The sequence below is a fragment of the Lysinibacillus sp. FJAT-14222 genome (assembly GCF_001278875.1).
Lineage (GTDB): Bacteria > Bacillota > Bacilli > Bacillales_A > Planococcaceae > Lysinibacillus > Lysinibacillus agricola.
The window spans coordinates 161,416-182,682 of record NZ_LIYL01000001.1 but is presented as its reverse complement, the minus strand read 5'-3'; the positions used below and the strand labels follow the sequence as shown (position 1 = coordinate 182,682).

16 protein-coding genes, 1 riboswitch and 1 other annotated feature are annotated in these 21,267 nt (G+C 38.8%); of the genes, 1 reads left to right on the top strand and 15 read right to left on the bottom strand.

The genetic code is table 11. The features are described 5' to 3' along the window. Window positions 1–374: 374 nt before the first annotated feature. The 10 genes from AN161_RS00700 to AN161_RS00655 form a co-directional block, all read right to left on the bottom strand. The gene (locus tag AN161_RS00700; protein WP_053592454.1) at window positions 375–1,634 is read right to left on the bottom strand and encodes a methyl-accepting chemotaxis protein; all 1,260 of its coding nucleotides are present in this window, start codon (window positions 1,632–1,634) and stop codon (window positions 375–377) included. A 491-nt stretch (window positions 1,635–2,125) separates the two neighbouring features. Continuing rightward, window positions 2,126–3,352 (bottom strand): aspartate kinase, encoded by a 1,227-nt coding sequence (locus tag AN161_RS00695; protein ID WP_053592453.1) that lies wholly within the window; start codon window positions 3,350–3,352, stop codon window positions 2,126–2,128. A gap of 203 nt (window positions 3,353–3,555) precedes the next feature. Beyond that, window positions 3,556–3,734: riboswitch (Lysine riboswitch) on the bottom strand. Window positions 3,735–3,869: 135 nt separating this feature from the next. Then, the gene (uvrC, locus tag AN161_RS00690) at window positions 3,870–5,660 is read right to left on the bottom strand and encodes an excinuclease ABC subunit UvrC (RefSeq protein ID WP_053592452.1); all 1,791 of its coding nucleotides are present in this window, start codon (window positions 5,658–5,660) and stop codon (window positions 3,870–3,872) included. Window positions 5,661–5,770: 110 nt separating this feature from the next. Beyond that, complete coding sequence (gene trxA / locus AN161_RS00685) at window positions 5,771–6,082, bottom strand: thioredoxin (protein WP_053592451.1); 312 nt, start codon at window positions 6,080–6,082, stop codon at window positions 5,771–5,773. A 142-nt stretch (window positions 6,083–6,224) separates the two neighbouring features. Next, window positions 6,225–7,574: an amino acid permease gene (locus AN161_RS00680; protein WP_053592450.1), complete on the bottom strand. Its 1,350-nt coding sequence runs from the start codon at window positions 7,572–7,574 to the stop codon at window positions 6,225–6,227. Window positions 7,575–7,632: 58 nt separating this feature from the next. Continuing rightward, window positions 7,633–7,867 (bottom strand) — a binding site (T-box leader). A 294-nt stretch (window positions 7,868–8,161) separates the two neighbouring features. Then, on the bottom strand, window positions 8,162–9,139 hold the full coding sequence (locus AN161_RS00675) for an electron transfer flavoprotein subunit alpha/FixB family protein (protein WP_053592449.1): 978 nt from the start codon (window positions 9,137–9,139) through the stop codon (window positions 8,162–8,164). Window positions 9,140–9,190: 51 nt separating this feature from the next. After that, window positions 9,191–9,964: an electron transfer flavoprotein subunit beta/FixA family protein gene (locus tag AN161_RS00670; RefSeq protein ID WP_053592448.1), complete on the bottom strand. Its 774-nt coding sequence runs from the start codon at window positions 9,962–9,964 to the stop codon at window positions 9,191–9,193. 117 nt (window positions 9,965–10,081) lie between these two features. Continuing rightward, window positions 10,082–10,855: an enoyl-CoA hydratase gene (locus tag AN161_RS00665; RefSeq protein WP_053592447.1), complete on the bottom strand. Its 774-nt coding sequence runs from the start codon at window positions 10,853–10,855 to the stop codon at window positions 10,082–10,084. A 14-nt stretch (window positions 10,856–10,869) separates the two neighbouring features. Next, window positions 10,870–11,451, bottom strand: a complete 582-nt coding sequence (locus tag AN161_RS00660) for a TetR/AcrR family transcriptional regulator (RefSeq protein ID WP_053592446.1) — start codon at window positions 11,449–11,451, stop codon at window positions 10,870–10,872. Window positions 11,452–11,672: 221 nt separating this feature from the next. Beyond that, window positions 11,673–13,364 carry an AMP-binding protein gene (locus AN161_RS00655; RefSeq protein WP_053592445.1) on the bottom strand — a complete coding sequence of 564 codons (1,692 nt, stop codon included), beginning with the start codon at window positions 13,362–13,364 and terminating at the stop codon, window positions 11,673–11,675. 375 nt (window positions 13,365–13,739) lie between these two features. Between AN161_RS00655 and AN161_RS00650 the strand changes: the two genes are divergently transcribed. Then, the gene (locus AN161_RS00650) at window positions 13,740–15,095 is read left to right on the top strand and encodes an IS1182 family transposase (RefSeq protein WP_053592444.1); all 1,356 of its coding nucleotides are present in this window, start codon (window positions 13,740–13,742) and stop codon (window positions 15,093–15,095) included. Window positions 15,096–15,818: 723 nt separating this feature from the next. Here AN161_RS00650 and AN161_RS00645 read toward each other — a convergent pair. From AN161_RS00645 to zapA, 5 genes are read right to left on the bottom strand one after another with little or no spacing between them, the layout of a single operon-like run. Then, window positions 15,819–16,232, bottom strand: coding sequence for a DUF350 domain-containing protein (locus tag AN161_RS00645; protein ID WP_053592443.1), 414 nt, complete (start codon window positions 16,230–16,232; stop codon window positions 15,819–15,821). A gap of 21 nt (window positions 16,233–16,253) precedes the next feature. After that, complete coding sequence (locus AN161_RS00640; protein ID WP_053592442.1) at window positions 16,254–18,620, bottom strand: endonuclease MutS2; 2,367 nt, start codon at window positions 18,618–18,620, stop codon at window positions 16,254–16,256. Window positions 18,621–18,638: 18 nt separating this feature from the next. Continuing rightward, entirely contained in the window at window positions 18,639–20,348 is a 1,710-nt protein-coding gene (gene polX / locus AN161_RS00635) for a DNA polymerase/3'-5' exonuclease PolX (protein WP_075807143.1), read from the bottom strand. A gap of 59 nt (window positions 20,349–20,407) precedes the next feature. Next, a complete protein-coding gene (locus tag AN161_RS00630) occupies window positions 20,408–20,947 on the bottom strand; it encodes a CvpA family protein (protein ID WP_053592441.1) in 540 nt (179 codons plus the stop codon). A 5-nt stretch (window positions 20,948–20,952) separates the two neighbouring features. Further along, window positions 20,953–21,213: a cell division protein ZapA gene (gene zapA, locus AN161_RS00625; RefSeq protein WP_053592440.1), complete on the bottom strand. Its 261-nt coding sequence runs from the start codon at window positions 21,211–21,213 to the stop codon at window positions 20,953–20,955. Window positions 21,214–21,267 lie beyond the last annotated feature (54 nt).

Below are 21,267 nucleotides of genomic sequence, written 5' to 3'. Positions count from 1 at the left end.
CTTGTTGCCACTGCCACTTCGTTTTCGTGTAGAAAACATTTGTTGTTGCTGCCACTACGTATGCACTACGCTTTCGCACAGAAAACATTTGTTGCTGTCGCTTTGCTTTCGCACAGAAAACATTTGTTGCTTTATCGCTATAAATTAGAGGGACATGCTAGAAGGTACATGCTATGTAAAATAGTTGATCTTCGTTACGACTGGGCGACTCCTTGGGGATTAGCAATAGAGGAACGAAGGCTAAAACCATCACATCCTGTGATAACGCCTTCGTGACCAACATCGTATTGGCCCGAGACCCTGCAGCGAGCGAAGCGGCTCATCGAACGCCCCCTGGAAAGCCAGTCGCAACGGAAATCAACCCCTTTTTATATTTATAGCTGAGCATGTCTTTCTTTTAAAAGCACATCTATTAACGAAATAAATGCTTCTAAAATATTAAGTGAGTGTTGAATCATGTCTTCTAAGTTACTAATTGATAGTTCATTCACTAATTTTTGCGCGGCCGTATGTACTAATTCATGAGGTTGTTCTATATAACGATACTCCGGTATATTCTGATATTGCTCAAAATGTCCATAATACCATTTCCCAAACGCACATTGATGATGCGTTTTTAAAGTTTCTTTATGTCCAGCCTTTTGAATAGCATTTCGCAAAAAACTAGCATGATCCATTAACCTTGCTGCCAATTGGCTAACTACCGTTTGCTCTAAGGGCTTTCGAATTGTTGGTACAATAGCTTTTAACATTTCAGATACTTGATTCTGTATAATATCCGAGAAGTCACTTGTATGTGATAATTCTGTCGTTGTTATCGCTAAACGATCTACAGCTACTACATTTTCTTCAGATGCGGCTGTTATTTGATGAATTCCATGTGCTGCCTCTTCAATATTTTTACTTGCTACTGTCAAATTAGCAATATTGGCTTTCATGATACTTAAAAAATCAGTGAAGTAATGTTCAACTTGGTCGATATTTGTTTTTGTATTATGTAATTTCTTATCGATGACTGATCGAATCTTCGTCATTTCTTGCAATGAATCTTTAGAACTGTTAGCTAACTTCCCTACCTCCATCGCTACAACATTAAAGCCCTTTCCATGTTCGCCAGCACGTGCAGCTTCAATAGAGGCATTTAAGGACAATAATTGTGTTTGATCAGCAATCTCTGTTACACTTTTACCAATATCGTTCATTTTACTCATTTCATTATTCAGCTGTTCTGTTGAATGAGCTCCTTTGGCTAACAGCTCCTGAACCATCTCTCCTTTTGTAATAGATGTCTCCATATCCTCTACTAGTTGTATCGAATGCAGTTTTATCTCTTGAATATTTGCATTAGCATTTTGCTCAACCGCTAGCATCTCTTCTGTATTTGACGACATTTCCTCACTCATTGCTGAAATATCCCCTACACTCGTTGAGACACTTTGAACCTTTAAAGCTGTTTGAAAATTAATTAACTCCATATGTGCTAGTACAAAGTCCAAAATCGCATTTTTCACATCGATACTTTCCTGCTCGAGTTCCAATTCCAGAATTCGCTTTTTTAATATTTGTATTTCAGAATCATTGTGGATCTCAACGCTTTCATCCATTGGCTTTTGAAATAAACCTAATAATGCCATACAAATTCCCACCTTCCCCTTGGTAAAACATGTAATTATATTATATAACAATAAAATTGGATAGAGTATTAAATTGATGTAAACAAAAATAAGATGTGTCCATTATTGACACATCCCATTCATAGTGTTGAAATACAAATGGCCAAGGAGATCTTGATAATGTTGTGCGTCTTTAAATGAGGCTAATTTTCATCTCAGGCTAATCTCTTCACTGTAGGCGGTCGAGTCGCTTCCTACTTATGTTGTTACTGACGCTGCGCTTTCGCACAAAAAACACTTGTTGGCCCAAGCGGCTCATCGGACGCCCCAGGAAGCTTTGCTCTGTGCGAAAGCGAAGCGACAGCAACAAAGCGCCCAGCCGGAACGGAAATCACCCCCTCGTTTTGCCATAGAACCATACTTTATTTAATATGCCCCTTTAATTTCATTGACATAATAGTTTTTCAACAACATGAAAAGATGTGCCTTTTACTGACACATCCTCTTCAATATTATATGTAAAGCGCCTGTTCTAAATTAAATTCATCATGTAATGCATTTGCTGCACGAATCATTTCGTCCTGAGGTACAACAACGGACACTTTTATTTCAGATGTACTTACCATTTTTACCAGGATACCTTCACGACGTAAACGATCAAACATACGTGCAGCAACTCCTGGATTAGATGCCATACCTGAGCCAATAATAGAGACTTTTGCTAAGCCGATTTCAAAATCAGCAAAACTAAACCCTAGTGATAATTTGCTATCTTCTAGGACACGTAATGCATCGGCGAACTCCTCTTTTAAAATGGTAAACGATACAGTCGGCTTTAAGCCATCAATGATTGCTTGTACGATAATATCGACGTTTATGCGATTTTCTGCAAGTATTGTAAACATATCTGCTAACGAAGCATTTGAATAAGCATCATAACCCACCGTTAGGCGAATAACGTCTGACTCATAGGCAACACCACGTACAATTAAATTTTTCTCCATTTCAACTTCCTCCTTCAATAAAGTACCTACTGTATCTATTTCGCTCGACCGAATGATAACTGGGATTTGAAACTTCTTTGCTAACTCTACAGCTCGCGGGTGTAAAATTTGTGATCCTAAGTTTGATAGTTCTAGCATCTCATCGTAAGAAATTTCTTTTAGCTTTTGTGCCCCAGCAACATGGTTTGGATCAGCTGTGTATACTCCATCCACATTCGTGTAAATATCTACGCGCTCCGCCTTCAACTTTGCTGCAATAGCTATAGCCGATGTTTCCGCCCCACCTTTACTAAACGTCGTAATATTCCGTGAATTATCGATACCCTGTTCCCCTGCAACGATTACGATTTCCCCCTGTGTAAAATGCTTTTCTATTCGACTAGCATCAATCTCATCAATGCGGGCATTGCTATACATATCATCAGTTTGAATACCTGCTTGCCAGCCTGTTAATGACACTGCATCATATCCTTCTTCCTGCAAAGCAATTGCCACTAACGTACTTGTTAGATGTGAGGTTGTTGAAAATAGTGCATCTAATTCACGCTTAGATGCATTGTCTGATAAATCACGAGCCATCTTTGCTAATTCTTTAGCCATACTCCCCATTGCTGCAGTGACAACGACAACATCAAAACCTCTTTCCTTTTCTGCAATCGCCTTTTTCGCAACATTTTGAATGTGCTCTGTTGATGCTAATGCAGCACCACCAAATTTCATCACAATTTTCTCCATCTTTATCATTCTCCTTCGTATTCAATCATTTCGCTGATTATAAAGTAACTAATAAGTTTTAAGCCTTGAAATAATACGATTGGCATCACCTCTTAGGTAGGGGCAACTGCCTTGAAAAAAGGTTGTCTCTAGAAAAACTAAAAAGGCAGCTATCACATAACGTGAAAGCTGCCTATAACATGTACAATAAAAGAAACTTGCGCATGTGTGATAGCTCTCCGAAACGTTTAGAATCGACAGTCTTACATCTCTTAAATGCAAAACCAGCACAGCATCGGAAACAACGATGCTCTACTTCGGCAAGCTCCCCTTTCATACATTTTCACTGGACTCGTTCGTCCTCTAATGTACTACTCTTGAACCTTGCACCTCTATCATCACTAAATAGTGAAGTATTTTATTGAACCTTAGTGAAGAAATTTCCAATTTAATAAGTAGAAACTACTGAAAAACTAAGGCACGGTATATAACATTGCTATATTGAAGGGGCAATGTTATATACAACCTTAGCATATGTCTAATCCTTTGACAATGTCTCTTGTTGAAAATAAGCATAGATATTGCTAGCTAGATTAGCAGGAATACCGGCTTCCTGTAATGCGTGTTCACTTGCCTCACGAATTTTTTTGACAGAGCCAAAATGCTTGAGTAATTGCTGTTTTCGCTTTGGACCAATGCCTTCTATTTGATCGAGGACAGATTGTATAGCATGCTTCTCGTGCTGCTGTCGTAAGAAGGTAATAGCAAAGCGGTGTACTTCGTCCTGAATTCGTTGCAGTAAGTAGAATCCATCGCTTGTGCGCTTTAACGCAATTACTTCAGCTGGATCACCAAATAAAAGCTGTGACGTATTATGCTTTTCATCTTTTGCTAATCCGGCAATTGGAATGACAAGGCCGAGCTCATCTTCTAATACTTCTCGCGCGACTTCCATTTGCCCCTTCCCACCATCAATTAGTACTAAATCTGGCAAAGGTAGACCATCTTTTAATACACGGGTGTATCGACGACGGATTACTTCCTGCATTGCTCCGTAATCATCATGTTTAGCAGCTGTACGTGTTTTGTACTTTCGATACTCCTTCTTTGCAGGTTTGCCATCGATAAATACAACCATTGCAGATACAGCATCTGTCCCATGCATATGGCTATTATCGAAAGCTTCAATCCGTAAAGGCGTAGAAATGCTCATAGCTTCACCGAGTGCCTCACATGCCCCTATTGTGCGTTCTTCCTGACGTTCAATAAGCTGGAACTTTGCTGCAACAGCAATTTCAGCATTTTTAGTCGCTAATTCAACAAGCTCTTTTTTTTGCCCACGTTTCGGTGTCAGCACCCTAACATCTAGTAATTCCATTAAAATATCCGCATCAATGGATTGTGGGATAAAAATTTCCTTAGGCTTAATGTGCTCTAGCTTGTCGTAAAATCGACCAACGAACGTTAAAAATTCCTCTTCTGCCTCTTGATAAATTGGGAAAATCGAGACATCTCGCTCGATAAGCTTTCCTTGGCGAACAAAGAAAACTTGAACACACATCCAGCCTTTCTCGACTGCATAGCCAAATACATCGCGGTTCGTTGTATCACTTGATACGATTTTTTGCTTTTGCATGACTGTATCAATATGTGCAATCTGATCGCGAAATTCCTTTGCACGCTCAAACTCTAAATTTTCTGCAGCCGCTAGCATTTTAACCTCTAGCTCCTTTTTGACAGCCTCAACTCCACCATTTAAAAATTTCGTCATATCCTCAATCATATCGTGGTAAATTTGAGCATCAATATCTTTCACACAAGGGGCTAGACATTGTCCCATATGATAATATAAACAAACCTTGGAAGGCAGTTGTACACATTTTCGCAGCGGATATAAACGATCAAGCAGTTTTTTCGTCTCACTTGCTGCATATGCATTTGGATATGGACCAAAATACTTCGCCTTATCTTTTTTCACTTTTCGTGTTGTAATAAGACGTGGGTGTTTTTCATTCGTAATTTTTAGATACGGATACGTTTTATCATCCGTCAGCATAACATTGTACTTCGGATCATGAAGTTTAATAAGATTAAGCTCTAAAATTAAAGCTTCAATATTGGAGGATGTCACAATGTACTCAAAATCTTCAATTTCACTTACAAGTCTCTGTGTTTTCCCTTCATGAGTACCAGTAAAATACGAGCGTACTCGATTTTTTAGCACTTTTGCCTTCCCAACATAAATAATTGTTCCTTGCCGATCCTTCATCAAATAGCAGCCAGGCTGATCTGGTAAAATTTCAAGCTTCCGTTTAATTAAATCATTCATCGCCTACCTGCCCCCCTTTTCTTAAAACTAGCGTTCGCTTTACTCTTTATTATATAACGAAAAAAAGCCGAGCACATCTATAGATGGCTCGACTCTTGTTTTCTTACAGATTAAGCATGTTTAGTGATAAATGCTTCTAACGCTTCTTTTGGTTGGAAGCCAACAGTTTTGTCTACTAATTCACCATCTTTAAATAATAGTAAAGATGGGATAGACATGATTTGATATTGTGCTGCCGTACCTTGGTTGTTATCTACATCTACTTTTACAATTTTAGCCGCACTACCTGCAGCGTCCATTTCTTCAAGAACTGGCCCAATCATTTTACATGGTCCGCACCAAGCAGCCCAAAAGTCTACTAGCACTAACCCTTCTTTAATATCATCTTGGAAAGTCGCATCTGTTGCATGTACAATTGCCATTTGAAATCCTCCTTAAACTTACTATGCTTGTAGTATAGCATGGATAAATTCGCTTGAGCGAACAATCTGCCTAGTTTGTATAATTTAAGAAAAACAAGGATAAAAGAGTCGAAAAAGGCATTAAGTTTATTTGTTATGAAGCCTAATTTTCTTGAAAACGACCTTTATAGACATAAGTTAACGTAATAAAGAGATAAATAGCTAATGTAATACCTGTTACGATAATAGATGTTGTAAAAATGATACCAATCAGGATTGCACTTAACGCAATAATAGCTATCCAAGTTGTATAAGGGAACCATTTTACCGCATAGGCACTTGTTTCTTCCGGCTGTTTTTTACGCGATTTCAGATGCGCAATCGCAATAATTAGCCAAATGAATAACACAGTGTATCCAAGTGAACCCATTAAGAAATCAAAGGTTTTGCTTCCCGCAAATAAAGAAAATATTACGGCCATATATAAAGCTAACGTACACATTAATATGGCATATACCGGAACTTTTCTTTTCGACAAATGTGCAAAGATTTTAGGAACACGCCCGTCCACAGCTTGTGTATATAGAACGCGAGATGAACCATAAAGTCCCGAGTTCATTGATGAAATAATGGCGAGTATAACAACAGCGTTCATAATATGATCAGCACCAGGAATTCCAATCATTTTAAAAACCATCACAAACGGACTTTCTGGCACCCCATTAACCTCATTCCAAGGAATCAAGCTTACGATAATAAAGAAAGGCAGTAAATAGAAAGTCACAATACGAACTAATGTACTGCGAACAGCTTTTGGCACTACTTTTTCAGGATTTTTCGTTTCAGCCAATGTAATACCAATAATTTCAGTACCACCATAAGAATAAATAACTACAAGCATTGCAGCAATTAAACCCGTTGATCCGTTCGGGAAGAAACCACCTTGCTCCGTTAAATTAGAAAAACCAACAGCCGTATGATTTCCAAAAGTAACAAGTAATAAAATTAATCCCGCTATGATGAACACCACAATAACGGTAATTTTAATTAACGCCAGCCAATATTCAGTTTCAGCAAAAACTTTCACTGATAACAAGTTAATAGCTGTAACTAACACCGAAACAGATAATGCAAGTATCCAAATTGGGTAATCTGGCAACCAATATTGAATAAAAATAGCCGCAACAATGGATTCCGCTGCAATATTTAACACCCACATTTTCCAATAGATCCAATCTAGAAAATAAGCTGGATACTTCCCTAAAATTGTTTGAACTAAATCTCTAAATGTTCTGGCTTCGCTATTTCGGACAGCCATTTCCGCAAGACCTTGCATAACAAATAACAGAATAATCCCACCTAGTAAGTACGCCAAAAGTACTGATGGCCCAGCCATATCAATGGCTGCACTGCTCCCTTTAAATAACCCTGCACCAATGGCACCACCTAAAGCCATCATCGTAATATGCCGCGAGGTCATTGTTCTCTGTAATTTCTGGTTATCTTTTTCCATTTCCTTACCTCCTAAAATCAAAAAAGGCATATCGTCTCTTTCTTCATTATCAAATGAAAGAAGAGACGATATGCCATAAGCAAACCGCGGTACCACTCTAATTGGTTCAATAAGAACCCTACTTAAAAAACCTTGTAACGAAGGTTAATCGTCAAACAAATAGAATAGTCTGTCAATTCTATTTATCTTACCACTCCTAGGCAAGTTCAAAGTCTTATTGGACTGCGTTGCACCATCCCGCAGCTCTCTTCACCAAATAATGAGCTTTTACTACTCCTAATCTTTGCGTTTCAAACTATTATTATTGAAAAAATCAATTATGCCTCGGCGGATGTTGGATATCCGCTGAAAAGTAACTTAAACCCCGCATTCTTCTCATCACCTTTAGAGATGGAAGACTTCTGTAACTGACGTTTCACTTACGTTACAAAAAACATTAGCTGAAAGAAGTTAAATTATTATTCATCACTATACGGTCTAAAATTAACTCTGTCAATATCTTATTTTGCAATAACTTTCAAAACAGTAAACATTAAAACACAAAAAAGCAGGGAAGAGACATCCTCCCTGCGACAACAAATTATGAATTATGCATTCACTTTTAACGCTTTAAATTCTTCGATTAGTAGAGGCACAACCTCAAATAAATCACCTACGATACCATAATCCGCAACTTTGAAAATATTTGCCTCTGGATCTTTATTTATCGCAACAATTACTTTTGAGTTGGACATACCTGCTAAGTGCTGAATTGCTCCAGAAATACCTGCTGCGATGTAAAGGTCAGGTGTTACTACCTTACCAGTTTGACCAATTTGAAGTGAGTAGTCACAATATTCAGCGTCACATGCACCACGTGAAGCACCAACTGCACCACCAAGTAAATCTGCTAACTCTTTTAATGGCTCAAAGCCTTCCTCTGATTTTACGCCACGACCACCTGCTACAACTACTTTTGCCTCTGAAAGATCGACACCCTCTGAAGATTTACGTACAACCTCTTTAATGATTGTACGAAGGTTTGTAATATCTACAGCAATAGAAGCTACATCACCTGATTTACCGGCCACTTTTTCTAATGGTGCAATATTATTTGGACGAATTGAAGCTAAAACCAAGCCGTCTTTTACTTTAACTTTTTCAAAAGCTTTGCCAGAATAAATTGGACGGATGAATACAACATCATCGCCAGCACCTTCAATAGATGTTACATCGGATACAAGACCTGCTTGTAATTTACTTGCAATTTTTGGCGATAAATCTTTACCGTTTGCAGTATGACCAAACACGATACCAGTTGGCTTTTCTTGTTCAATAACCGCTAATAAAGCTTGACCATAGCCATCAGATGTATATTGTTTCAAATGTGGATGCTCCACCGTTATAACACGATCAGCACCATATTCAAATAATGGACCTGTTAAATTTGCCACAGCATCTCCTAAAAGAACACCAACAACCTCACCGCCATCTGCGATTTGCTTTGCAGCTGCAATTGCTTCGAAAGAAACATTACGTAAGCTTCCTTCACGAACTTCACCTAATACTAATACTTTTTTTGACATAGTATATTCCCTCCGTTACCCTTTAAGATTCGATTTGCGTTATCAGATGACTTAAACTACTTTCGCCTCTGTATGAAGTAGGTTTACTAGTTCTTTTACTTGTGCAGAAAGTTCGCCCTCAAGAACACGACCTGCTGCCTTTTGAGCTGGTAAGAAAATATCAACTGTTTCTACCTTAACTTCTACATCATCTTCATCGATATCTAAATCATCTAACTCAAGTTCTGCAAGCGGTTTCTTCTTCGCTTTCATAATACCTGGTAAAGATGGGTAACGTGGCTCGTTTAAACCTTGCTGAGCTGTTACTAAAAGTGGTAAAGATGTCTCGATAACTTCTGAATCACCTTCGATATCGCGCACAATTTTCGCAGATGTTCCGTCGATTTCAAGCTTTGTAATTGTTGTTACATAATTAATGTCTAGTAAATCTGCAACACGTGGGCCTACTTGACCAGAACCTCCGTCAATTGCAACGTTTCCTGTTAAAATTAAATCAGGGTCTTTATCTTTTAAATACTCAGCTAAAATATATGCAGCTGCATTTTGATCCAGTTCATCTAGATCGTCTTCTGTATTAATAAGAACCGCTTCATCTGCTCCCATTGCAAGAGCTGTGCGTAATTGCTTTTCTGCATCTTCGCCACCAATTGAAACAACTGTTACTTTACCGCCAGCAGCGTCACGTACTTGAATTGCTTCTTCAATTGCATATTCATCGTAAGGATTGATGATGAATTCTGCGCCATCCTCTTGGATTTTACCACCTGACACAACGATTTTTTCTTCTGTATCAAACGTACGTTTAATTAATGCAAAAATGTTCATATATCCATACCTCCTGAAACGTTTTTTATTTCTAAGTAAATTTATAAATATTATATATTTTCAGTGTCGATAACGTCGATAACACTTTTTCAAGTCGCTATCGACACTGATGGAATATTATTTGCCAGTAAACACAGGCTCGCGTTTTTCAATAAATGCTTGAATTCCCTCTTTAGCATCTTCCGAAACGAATACTGTGCCAAAGGATTTTGCTTCTGCCTCAATCCCTTCATAGAATGAAGCATGCTTAGCATATTGCAATGTTTGAATAGCTGCTTTTAAAGCAACCGGGCTCTTCTTCGCAATCTTCTTCGCTACCTTTAGCGTTTCTTCAAGTAATGCTTCATCTGTAAACGCACGATTCGCTAAGCCCCATTGCACGGCTTCTGCACCAGAAATTGGCTCACTTGTAAACATCATTTCTGCAGCTTTCGCAACCCCTACATATCGTGGTAGACGCTGTGTACCCCCGAAACCTGGAATAAGACCTAATTGTAATTCAGGTAGCCCTAATTTCGCAGATTCTGTCACATAGCGCAGATGACAGCTCATTGCTAGTTCAAGACCCCCACCTAGTGCGGCACCATGAATTGCAGCAATAATAGGTTTAGAGAACGATTCAACTCGCTCAAAAACTTGCTGACCGTTGCTAGCTAGCTTCGTAAATTCATCGCCAGATCCAACCTCTGTAAATTCCTTAATGTCGGCACCTGCTGAGAAAAAACGACCTTCACCGTGAAGTACAAGGACACGTACAGCGTCATCGTTTTCTACGGCATCTAGCACAGCATTTACTTCGGTAATGATTCCGCGGGATAATGCGTTTGCTGGCGGACGTGCAATCGTAATAATTGCTACCCCATCTTCTACTTTCCAACTTAGAAATTCCATTTCTCCACATCCTTTTAAGCTTTAATGCCGTTCAGGATTAATGCCTGAACCTTTGGAACCTGTTCCATCAAATCATATCGATAGTCATTCATGACCCACGACGTAATGGTTTCGTCAATTGTTCCAAATACCATTTGACGTGCCAAGCGTACATCCATCGTTTGATTGAACTCACCAGAGAGCATACCTTCGATTAAAATTTGATCAAGTAATTGTAAATACTCTCTTAACACCGAATTGATTTTTAGTCGTAAATCCTTGTTCGATTGTCGTAGTTCTAATTGAGTGACGGTTGCTAGGTATCGATCTGTCGCTAGAACATTAAAATGATTTTCTATCATTCGTGAAAGTTTGTCTTTAGACGTACTTCCATTTTCTATTATATCTTGTAATGACTCTACAAAAACAGCCATTTTTTCATTAAAGACAGAAATTAATATATCTTCTTTATTTTTAAAATATAAATAGATTGTTCCGTCGGCCACCCCTGCCTGTTTGGCGATCTTCGATACTTGTGCTTGGTGATACCCATTCTCTGCAATAACGATGACAGCTGCATCAATAATTTGCTTATATTTTGGCTTATCACGTTTCACTTTTATATCACCACCTAAAAAAACTTGCGCACGTCTACATTCATGCTCGATTAAAGATTCTAATTTTTCTACATGATGTCATCCTTCAATGAACAGTAATCTATTAACCTAGCTAAGGATGTGACGTATTGACCTAAAAAAATATGAAAATATGAATGGTCATTCATTCATATTTTCATATTATAATTTACATCTTTGCTTGTCAATACTTTATCACGTATTTATTTTGCTTCTTTATTCGCCAATTTCGTTTTTTCTTCGTCCACTAACGTACGACGTAAAATTTTCCCGACTGCTGTTTTCGGTAACTCATCTCTAAACTCATAGTAGCGCGGAACTTTGAAAGCAGCCAAGTGTTGACGGCAATATTTATTTAATTCGTCTTCTGTTATCGAATATCCTTCTTTTAAAACAATATAAGCTTTTACTGTTTCTCCGCGATATGGATCCGGTATGCCCGCAACTACACATTCTTGGATTTCCTCTCGTTCATATAGTACTTCCTCTACCTCACGAGGGTAAATATTAAATCCACCTGCGATAATCAAATCTTTTTTACGATCAACCACATAGAAATAGCCTTCCTCGTCCATATAGCCCAGATCACCTGTTAAAAACCAGCCATCTACGAACGATGCTGCTGTATCTTCAGGTCGATTCCAATAGCCTTTCATAACCTGTGGCCCTTTTACAGCTATTTCACCAACTTCACCGACTGGAAGTGCCTCCGTATCCCCTGTACGTAAAATTATTGAATCCGTATTTGGCCAAGGTAAACCAATCGAGCCCATGACACGCTTACCCCAAATTGGTGTAGAATGTGTGACAGGAGAAGTTTCTGTTAGACCATATCCTTCTACAAGCTTTCCTCCTGTTACCGCTTCAAATTTCTCTTGCACCTCTACTGGCAGTGAAGCAGAGCCACTTAAGCATGCTTTAATGGACGATAAGTCGTACTTTGCAATATCCGGATGATTTAATAGACCAATATATAAAGTCGGTGCACCTGGGAATAGAGTTGGTTTTTGCTTATCAATCGTTTTCAATGCTGTTTCTGCGTCAAACTTTGGTAATAGCACCATTTTATTTTGCGTGAAAACTGATAATAACATAACAGTAGTCATACCATAAACATGGAAGAATGGTAGTACACCCATAATGGTTTCCTCACCATGTACACATTTATACATCCATGAATCACACATTGTTGTATTGGCAATTAAGTTTTTATGGGTCAGCATAACACCCTTAGGAAAGCCTGTTGTACCACCTGTATATTGAAGCAGAGCAATGTCCTCTTCAAAATCAAATGGGATATCAATCATCTTGATTGGCGTAGAGCGCATAATTTCTGAAAATAGATGATTTTGACCACTATGTTCAACCTTTACACTAAAACCATACTGCTTTTTTTGAATAAATGGATAAACTAAATTTTTGGGAAATGGTAAATAATCTTTAATGGCTGTGACAATTACATTTTCAAGTGTAGTTTCCTTTATGATTTTCATGACACGCGGATATAAAATATCCATCACTAAAATAACTTTCGCACCTGAATCAGCCATTTGATATTGAAGTTCACGCTCAGTATAAAGTGGATTTGTTTGTACGACAATCGCTCCAGCGTACATCGCCCCGTAGTAAGCGATTACACTTTGTGGTGAGTTTGGCAGCATAATAGCCACGCGATCTCCTTTTTCTACTCCAAGGGCTTGTAAATAGTTTGCGAACCTTAGCGCTGACTCATATAGCTCGGTGTACGTCAAATCCCTACCCATAAAATGAATCGCAACTTTGGATGGATTCTTTTTATAGGCACGCGTTAAAAACTCTTGCACAGGAATTTCCTCAAACGTTAAAGACGATGGTACTTCTTCAGGATAATTTGTTAGCCATGGTTTTGTTGTCATACGTCCTCTCCCCTTTGTCCCAAACTTTGTAAACTCTTATTTTAATTATAATGAAAAAGAAATACACTTTCAAACACAAAATAGAAAATAATTGCATTTTCGATTAATTATTATGCGTTTCACAACATTTATATAACTATATTTCTAAGGATTTTGGATCAGTACGCCTTATGAATCCTCATTCATTCTTTCTTTTTTTATGCAAAAGACTGAGCTAATATTTCTATATTCAAAAAATAATTATTTAATGGAGTTAATTTCATAATTCTAGTCCCTTTAGTATCAAGGGTTCTAAAACAATAAAAAACGGGCACCTCCCCAAATTCGGTATAATGGTAGCGACGAAACTAACATACTGAATGAGGTGAATGCCCTATGACTATTGTAAAACAAATGAGCCTATTTGACATCCAAGAATTATTGGAAATGGAAAGTTCCCGTCGTTTTGATGCGATTTTTGCCACTTTCGACGTGCAACCTATTTTTCAGTTGTTTTCAAAAAAGACATTACGTGGTGCCCCACGTGAATTAAATTACGGTGCCATGATACAGTCACTCATTGTTCGTATTGTTGAGCGGATTCCAACGATCAAGGATTTAATCAAACGTTTAGTCAACGATCCTTTATTTCGATTCGATTGCGGTTTTCTCGTTTCAGACGTGGTTCCATCTGAAGCGTCCTATTCGCGTATGATCGACGTCATTAGTCAATCAGATGTGCTCGATCACATGCAAGATACATTGATTCAAACAGCCTTTATAGAAGGTTTCATTTGTGATAAACACCTCGCGATAGATGCCACACATTTCGAATCACGCGATGCGGCAAAACCTTCGGAGAAAAAAGAACCTGCACCACCCAAAAAACGTGGACGAAAATCAAAAGAAGAACGAGACGCTTGGCTTATGGAACAAGCAAAAATCAAAGCCAATCAGTCAACTTATGAAAAAGAAATCAAGGACCAACTCGATACACCACTAGAAACACTGTGGCAAGATGCGCCCATCGAACCGTATTGGGGCATCAAAAAGAACAGTGACGGCAAAAATACGTTTTGGTTTGGCTTTAAAGGGCATCTCGCGGTAACAACAAAGGGGCAATATATCGTTGGACGCCTCATGACATCTGCTAATTTGTCAGATAGTAAAGCAGCGATTCCTCTTTTAAAGAAAGTAGAAGACCAATTTCCAGAGCATTTCACGACCGCTATATTGGATGCAGGGTATGATTATGAACCTATTTACAGTCAATTACACGAGTATCAAATGCGTGCGGTTATTCCTTACAATGTCCGCAATGAAGGCGAGTATCTTGGATTTGATGAGCATTTCAGACCGACATGTGTACGTGAACACAGCTACTGTTACGACAGCTTCGATGAAAAGTACCGAACACTAAAATTCACAAGACCAAAGGAATGTGCAACCTGTCCGTTACGTAATGATTCCCTCTGTCAGAAGGTTTTCAAAATCAAATGTGACACGGATTTACGAAAATTCACGTATCCAGCACGAGGCTCTGAACTTTGGAAACAACTATATAAAGAGCGCACAGCCGTTGAACGTGTAAATGCATACTTAAAGCAATATTTTCAGTTAAACAATGTCCGTCACAGAACAGGAAGAAAAGCAAAACTTCATTTCAACCTGGTGACGTTTATTTATAATGCCTGCAAATTAGCAGTAGATCGTCTGAATGCTTTATTACAAACACAAACTCAAGCAGCATAATTTTTAAAAACGTAATTTATCTTAATAGGAGCAGTCTAAGCTCTTGGAAAATATGGTTTATGAAATTGATTCAATGATGACTTTTTAGATAGATGAAGGAATATTAATAGGTTTTAGTATTTTTGTGTGATAGTTTTGATGTGAGGATGATGTAACTTATGATTTTTTTCGAGGGTATTGAAGTTTTTTATCTTTTGGAGCGATTACACACTCAACCTGATCGGTTTCTCTTCGGGCCTGAGCAGTTCTTTACTCTTTTCCGTCGTTTTGACTCTTCTTTCCGTCTCTTCGGCTCTTCTTTCCGTCGCTCTGGCTCTTCTTTCCGTCACTTTAGCCTTCCTATCCGTCTCCCTGACTTATTTCCGTCACTTCGACTCTTCTTTCCGTCGCTCTGGCTCTCCTTTCCGTCGCTTTAGCCTTCCTATCCGTCTCCCTGGCTTCTTTCCGTCTCTTCGACTCTTCTTTCCGTCGCTCTAGCTTTCCTATCCGTCTCCCTGACTTATTTCCGTCACTTCGACTCTTCTTTCCGTCTCTCTGACTCTCCTTTCCGTCGCTACCTACCCGAGCAGTTCTTCTCTTTACCCATTAAAACGAAAGAAACGCACCCTCACAAAAGGATGCGTTTCTAAGTTAAATGGTCATCATATAGTAGACACCGACTGCCAAAAATGCGATGCAGACAACGATTAGTACTTTCGCTAATTTTTCCATATCATTACACTCCTATGCAATACTTGCCCCAATTACAAACGATAGACCGACTGATATAGTAAAGGAAATGAAGCCGACTGAGCGATTATCATTTTCGATTTCTTGATCGACTTTAAAACGTGGTGTCATAAATTCAAATAAGAAATACGCAACAATAAGTAATGTAAAGCCAAAAAGACCCCAGCCAATCATTTCACTTAACGTGCTATGGCGTGCAATGGAAAAGCGAAAAATATTGCATATCCCCAGTATTTTCCCACCTGTTGCAAGTGCCACAGCGACATTACCATTCTTAATTTCTTCCCAATTTTTATATTTCGTAACGACTTCGAACAATGCCATCGAGACGACTAAACATAACACAACAACACTAAAATATCCTGCCGTTTCGATAATTGGATATCGCCAAAAGCTAGAATTCAGCATTTTCTCCGTCCCCTTTACAGCTTATTTCAATTCCACAACCGTGACGCCTAAGCCCCCCTCACCGGCTTCACCAAAACGGAAGGATTTAACACGCTTATGCTTTTTCAAATAGGTTTGAATTCCTTGACGCAATGCACCTGTACCGACACCGTGAATAATTGACACACGCCCATAATTAGCAAGTAAGGCATCATCAATATATTTTTCCGTACGTAAAATGGCATCTTCATAGCGCTCGCCGCGTAAATCTAATTCTAATTTTACTTGGCTGGTGCGATTTTTCACACCTGCAATACGTTGCACAGGCTCCTTTTCAGGTTTAATGTACTCCAGATCACTATCTGAGATTTTCATTTTTAAAATACCCATTTGGACAACCCATTCGGAATTCGATACTTTTTCGAGCAATGTACCCCGTTGACCATAGCTTAACACCTTTACCTCGTCTCCGACAACTAAGTTTTGTGCACGGGCCTTTACTTGTGCCGCTTTTTTCAGCACTTTATTGTCTTCAAGCGGTGTCGCTTCTTCCAATCGTTTACGAGCTTCGATAAGCTCATGCTCCTTGACAACTTGGTCTGCATTTTTGCGCATTTCCCGAAGCTCTGCAATAATTGATTCTGCTTCTCTTTTTGCTTCATCAACAATTTTACGAGCTTTTTCTTTCGCTTTTTTATCGAGTGCCTCTTTGCGGTCATCGTAAGCTTGTAGTTTTTCTTGTAGCTCTTTTCGTAGTGCTTCAGACTCTATCATTAATTCATGAGAGCGTTCTGCATCATCTTCGGATTGACGACGAGTCTCTTCTAGTGAAGCAATCATTGACTCCACTTCATGGCGATCTGTACCTGTAAAGCTTTTTGCGCGGTCAATAATCGACTCTGGTAAGCCAAGGCGACTTGAGATTTCAAATGCATTGGAGCGACCTGGTACACCGATAAGTAGACGATATGTTGGACTCAACGTCTCAATATCAAACTCCACACTTGCATTAGCAACCCCTGGACGATTATAGCCGTATGCTTTTAGCTCAGGATAGTGCGTCGTTGCCATAACGCGGGCACCTCGACCATGTACTTCATCTAAAATAGAGATGGCCAGAGCTGCCCCCTCCTGAGGATCTGTACCGGCACCTAATTCGTCAAATAGCACAAGTGATTCGTCATCAAATTTTTGTAAAATATCTACGATGTTGACCATATGAGAAGAGAATGTTGACAATGATTGCTCAATTGACTGTTCATCTCCAATATCCGCAAAAAGCTGCTTGAAAACGGCTAGCTCTGAACCATCAAGTGCAGGTACTGGTAACCCGGCCTGTGCCATTAATGTACTCAGTCCAACTGTTTTTAAAGTCACGGTTTTACCACCAGTGTTTGGTCCTGTAATAACAATTGCCGTAATGTCTTTCCCAAATTCAATATCGTTAGCAACTGCCGTTTCAATCGGTAAAAGTGGATGACGTGCACGCACAAGACGAATATAGCCATCGTTATTCATTTTAGGCATTGTACATTTGTTTGCTTGACCATACTTGCCTTTTGCTAAAATAACGTCTATTTCACCTAGAACTTTTACTAAGTTAAATAAATCCGGAGCTACTTCCTCTACCATTGCACTTAAAGCAAGTAAAATACGTTCAACTTCAGCTTGCTCCTTCATTTTTAATCGATGAATTTCATTATTCGCTTGTACAACCGAATCTGGCTCGATGAATAATGTTTGACCAGAAGATGATTGGTCATGCACAATTCCACCATAATGATGACGATACTCTTGCTTAACCGGGATAACAAAGCGATCATTACGAATCGTTACAAGTGCATCTGAGAGCATTTTTGCAGCATTGCTCCCACGAGTAAGACTTTCAAGCTTAGAACGTACTTTAGCCTCCTCAGCGCGTAAAGATTGGCGAATTGAACGCAAAGTTTGACTTGCAGAGTCTAGCACTGAGCCATTGTCATCAATACAGTTATTAATTTCATGTTGCAAGCCTGTTAAAACAGGCATTGACTCCTTTTTGACGATGAAATGAGGGATCTCAATCACTTCTTCTGATTCTAAATCTTCAATAAAATTGCGAAGAATTCTACTTGCTCGAATCGTACTTGAGACTTCCATTAATTCCATCGCTGAAAGCATGCCACCGATTTGTGCACGCCTTGCAGCTGGTCGTACATCAAAAATTCCACCCATCGGTACATTGCCTTTAACACGTAAAATGGAGAGTCCTTCATCCATCTCTTCTAATAATTGTACAACTTTTTCATAGTCTGTTTGTGGTACAAGTTCATCAATGGCTGATTTGCCGATTGATGAAGTACAGTATGTAGCCACTTGTTGACGTACTTTATCATATTCTAGTGTTTTCAATGCGCGTTCTGCGATCACTGAGAACACCTCCTCAACCTATTTATTTCGTCGAATGAACGCTTCAAATTGCTCTTGCGTCCATGTATTCACAATCATATCCTTTTTCAACCATGCCCTGTTTGCGTAGCGCACCCCAATATCCATAAAGCGTAAATGAGCAATATCATGGGCATCCGTATTGATTGCTACGGGTACGCCAGCTGTTAAAGCCATTTCTAAATGTTCAACACATAAATCTAGACGATATGGATTCGCATTTAACTCTAAAATTTTACCATATTCCTTTGCCCAAGCAATTAATTGCTCCATATCTGGATTATAGCCATTTCGATCCTCAATAATGCGACCAGTTGGATGGGCGATCATATGGACATACGGATTTTGCATCGCAGTAAGTAAACGCGCCATTATTTTTTCCTGTGATTGTGTAAAACTAGAGTGAATGGAAGCAATGACAAAATCTAATTCTTTCAGCACATCATCTTCAAAATCGAGGGAACCATCTGGCAAAATATCCATTTCTGTTCCTGCGTATAATTGAAAATCTGGATGTGTTTCATTAAATGCCTCAATTTCAGCACGTTGCTTTATCAAACGCTCCGGCGTTAAACCATTTGCTACTTTTAAAAATTGTGAATGGTCAGTAATAACGCTATATTGATAATCACGCGCTATTAATGCCTCGCCCATTTCAGCTACAGAGTATGCACCATCAGACCACGTTGTATGCATATGTAAGTCTGCTTTAATATCTTCTAGTTTTACTAGACTTTTAATGTCTTCTGTTTTGTCAAATTCCGTTGTACCTGTGCGCAAACTAGGTGGAATAAATGGTAAATCGAAATGTGCAAAAAATTCTTCTTCATCCTTAAATGTCAATACTGTGCTATCTGCCTGCTCTACGCCATATTCACTAATCTTTTCACCACGGGCTTTAGCAATTTGACGCATGCGGACATTGTGATCTTTTGAGCCTGTGAAATGATGTAAGGCCGTTGCATATTCAGCATCCTTCACTAATCGAAAATCTACGCTCACTGGCTCTTCTAAATCTAAAATAACTGAAATCTTTGTATCACCAGCTGCCACTACTTCTTGTATAGAGAGCTCTTTCAGTAATTTTTCACGTACAGCTTCAACTGCTTCAGTTACAACAATAAAATCAATATCTTTACTTGTTTCTGCTGCGCGACGGAAGCTTCCAGCAACAGAAAAACGTTCCACTTTTTCCATACTACCTAGAAGTGCTTCAATTTGTAAAACAACAGGCTCTAGCTGCCAAATCGGTAAACGTTCGGAACGATTTGCTAAATTTGCAAGTTCCTTTAAAATTTTTTCTTCGGTTTTTGCTGCAAAGCCTGCTAGCTCACGAACTTTGCATGCCTCACAAGCAGCCTTTAAACTTTCCGCAGAATCAATTCCTAACTCTTGATGAAGCTTGGCTATTTTTTTACCACCTAAGCCTGGAAGTTTTAATAATGGGAGCAACCCTTTTGGTACAATTTCTTCTAATTCTTTTAATAAGCTTGATTCCCCAGTTGTCATTAAATCCTCAATAACAGCAGCTGTCCCTTTACCAATACCTTTAAGCTTTGTTACATCCTCCATCTCACTTAATGAGCGCTCGTCTCCCTCAAGTGCAGCAGCAGCTTTTCGAAAGGCAGATACCTTGAATGGATTTTCCCCTTGTAATTCCATATACAATGCAATTTTCTCAAGTGTGCGAATAATTGTTTTTTTGTTCACTGGAAATTCCTCCTATCGTAAAAACACTTCCCTCAAAACCGAGAGAAGTGCACAGTTTGCTATTGCATATAAATATACCACCAGTTTTGGAACATATTTGTAATGATCGGTGTATGTTCCAAAATTAAACCACTTAACAACGACTTCGACATTAAACTTTGAATAAGATCAATTGGCAATAAAGCAAGGATGTATAGCAAAATAAACATAATTAAATAGTTTTCAATCATGCCAAACAGTGCTCCAAGCCAACGATTCAATGTGCCTAACACAGGTAAATACGCTATAAAATCAAAAATCGATGCCACAATTTGCAATGTAATTTTCACCGCAAAGAAAATAACGGCAAAGGCCACGATCTGGTAAAAAGTGCGGTCTAAATCCAGGCTATCAATGACTACTCCAAGACTACCTGAATCCGTTACACCAGGATACGGAACCCAAAAAACAAATTTTTGTGCTAATGGTTTATAATAAATATACGCAACAATTAGGGCAACTATAAAGCTAACGATATGCATCATCTGTACGATGAAACCACGTTTTGCTCCAACAATGAGCCCAGCTAATAGCAACACTAATATGATTAAATCTAACATTCACTTCAACCCTTTAATTTTTTCAATTCTTCTTCTAGTTGCTCTATTTGTTCTTTTAATAGTAAATAATCATGAACGGTATTTACTGCTGTAAGAACGGCAAGCTTTGTGCTATCAAGTGAGGGATTATGTACATTCATCTCGCGCATACGGTCATCAACAATCGAAGCGACAAGTCGCATATGTCCAATGGATTCAGAGCCGACCATTTTATATGTATGACCATATATTTCCACGGAAATTTTATTCTTTTCTTTATTTTCCATAGTCGCACCCTCCTTTATAATCTTTGCGCTCACGATTTTTCGATTGTGAGCAGC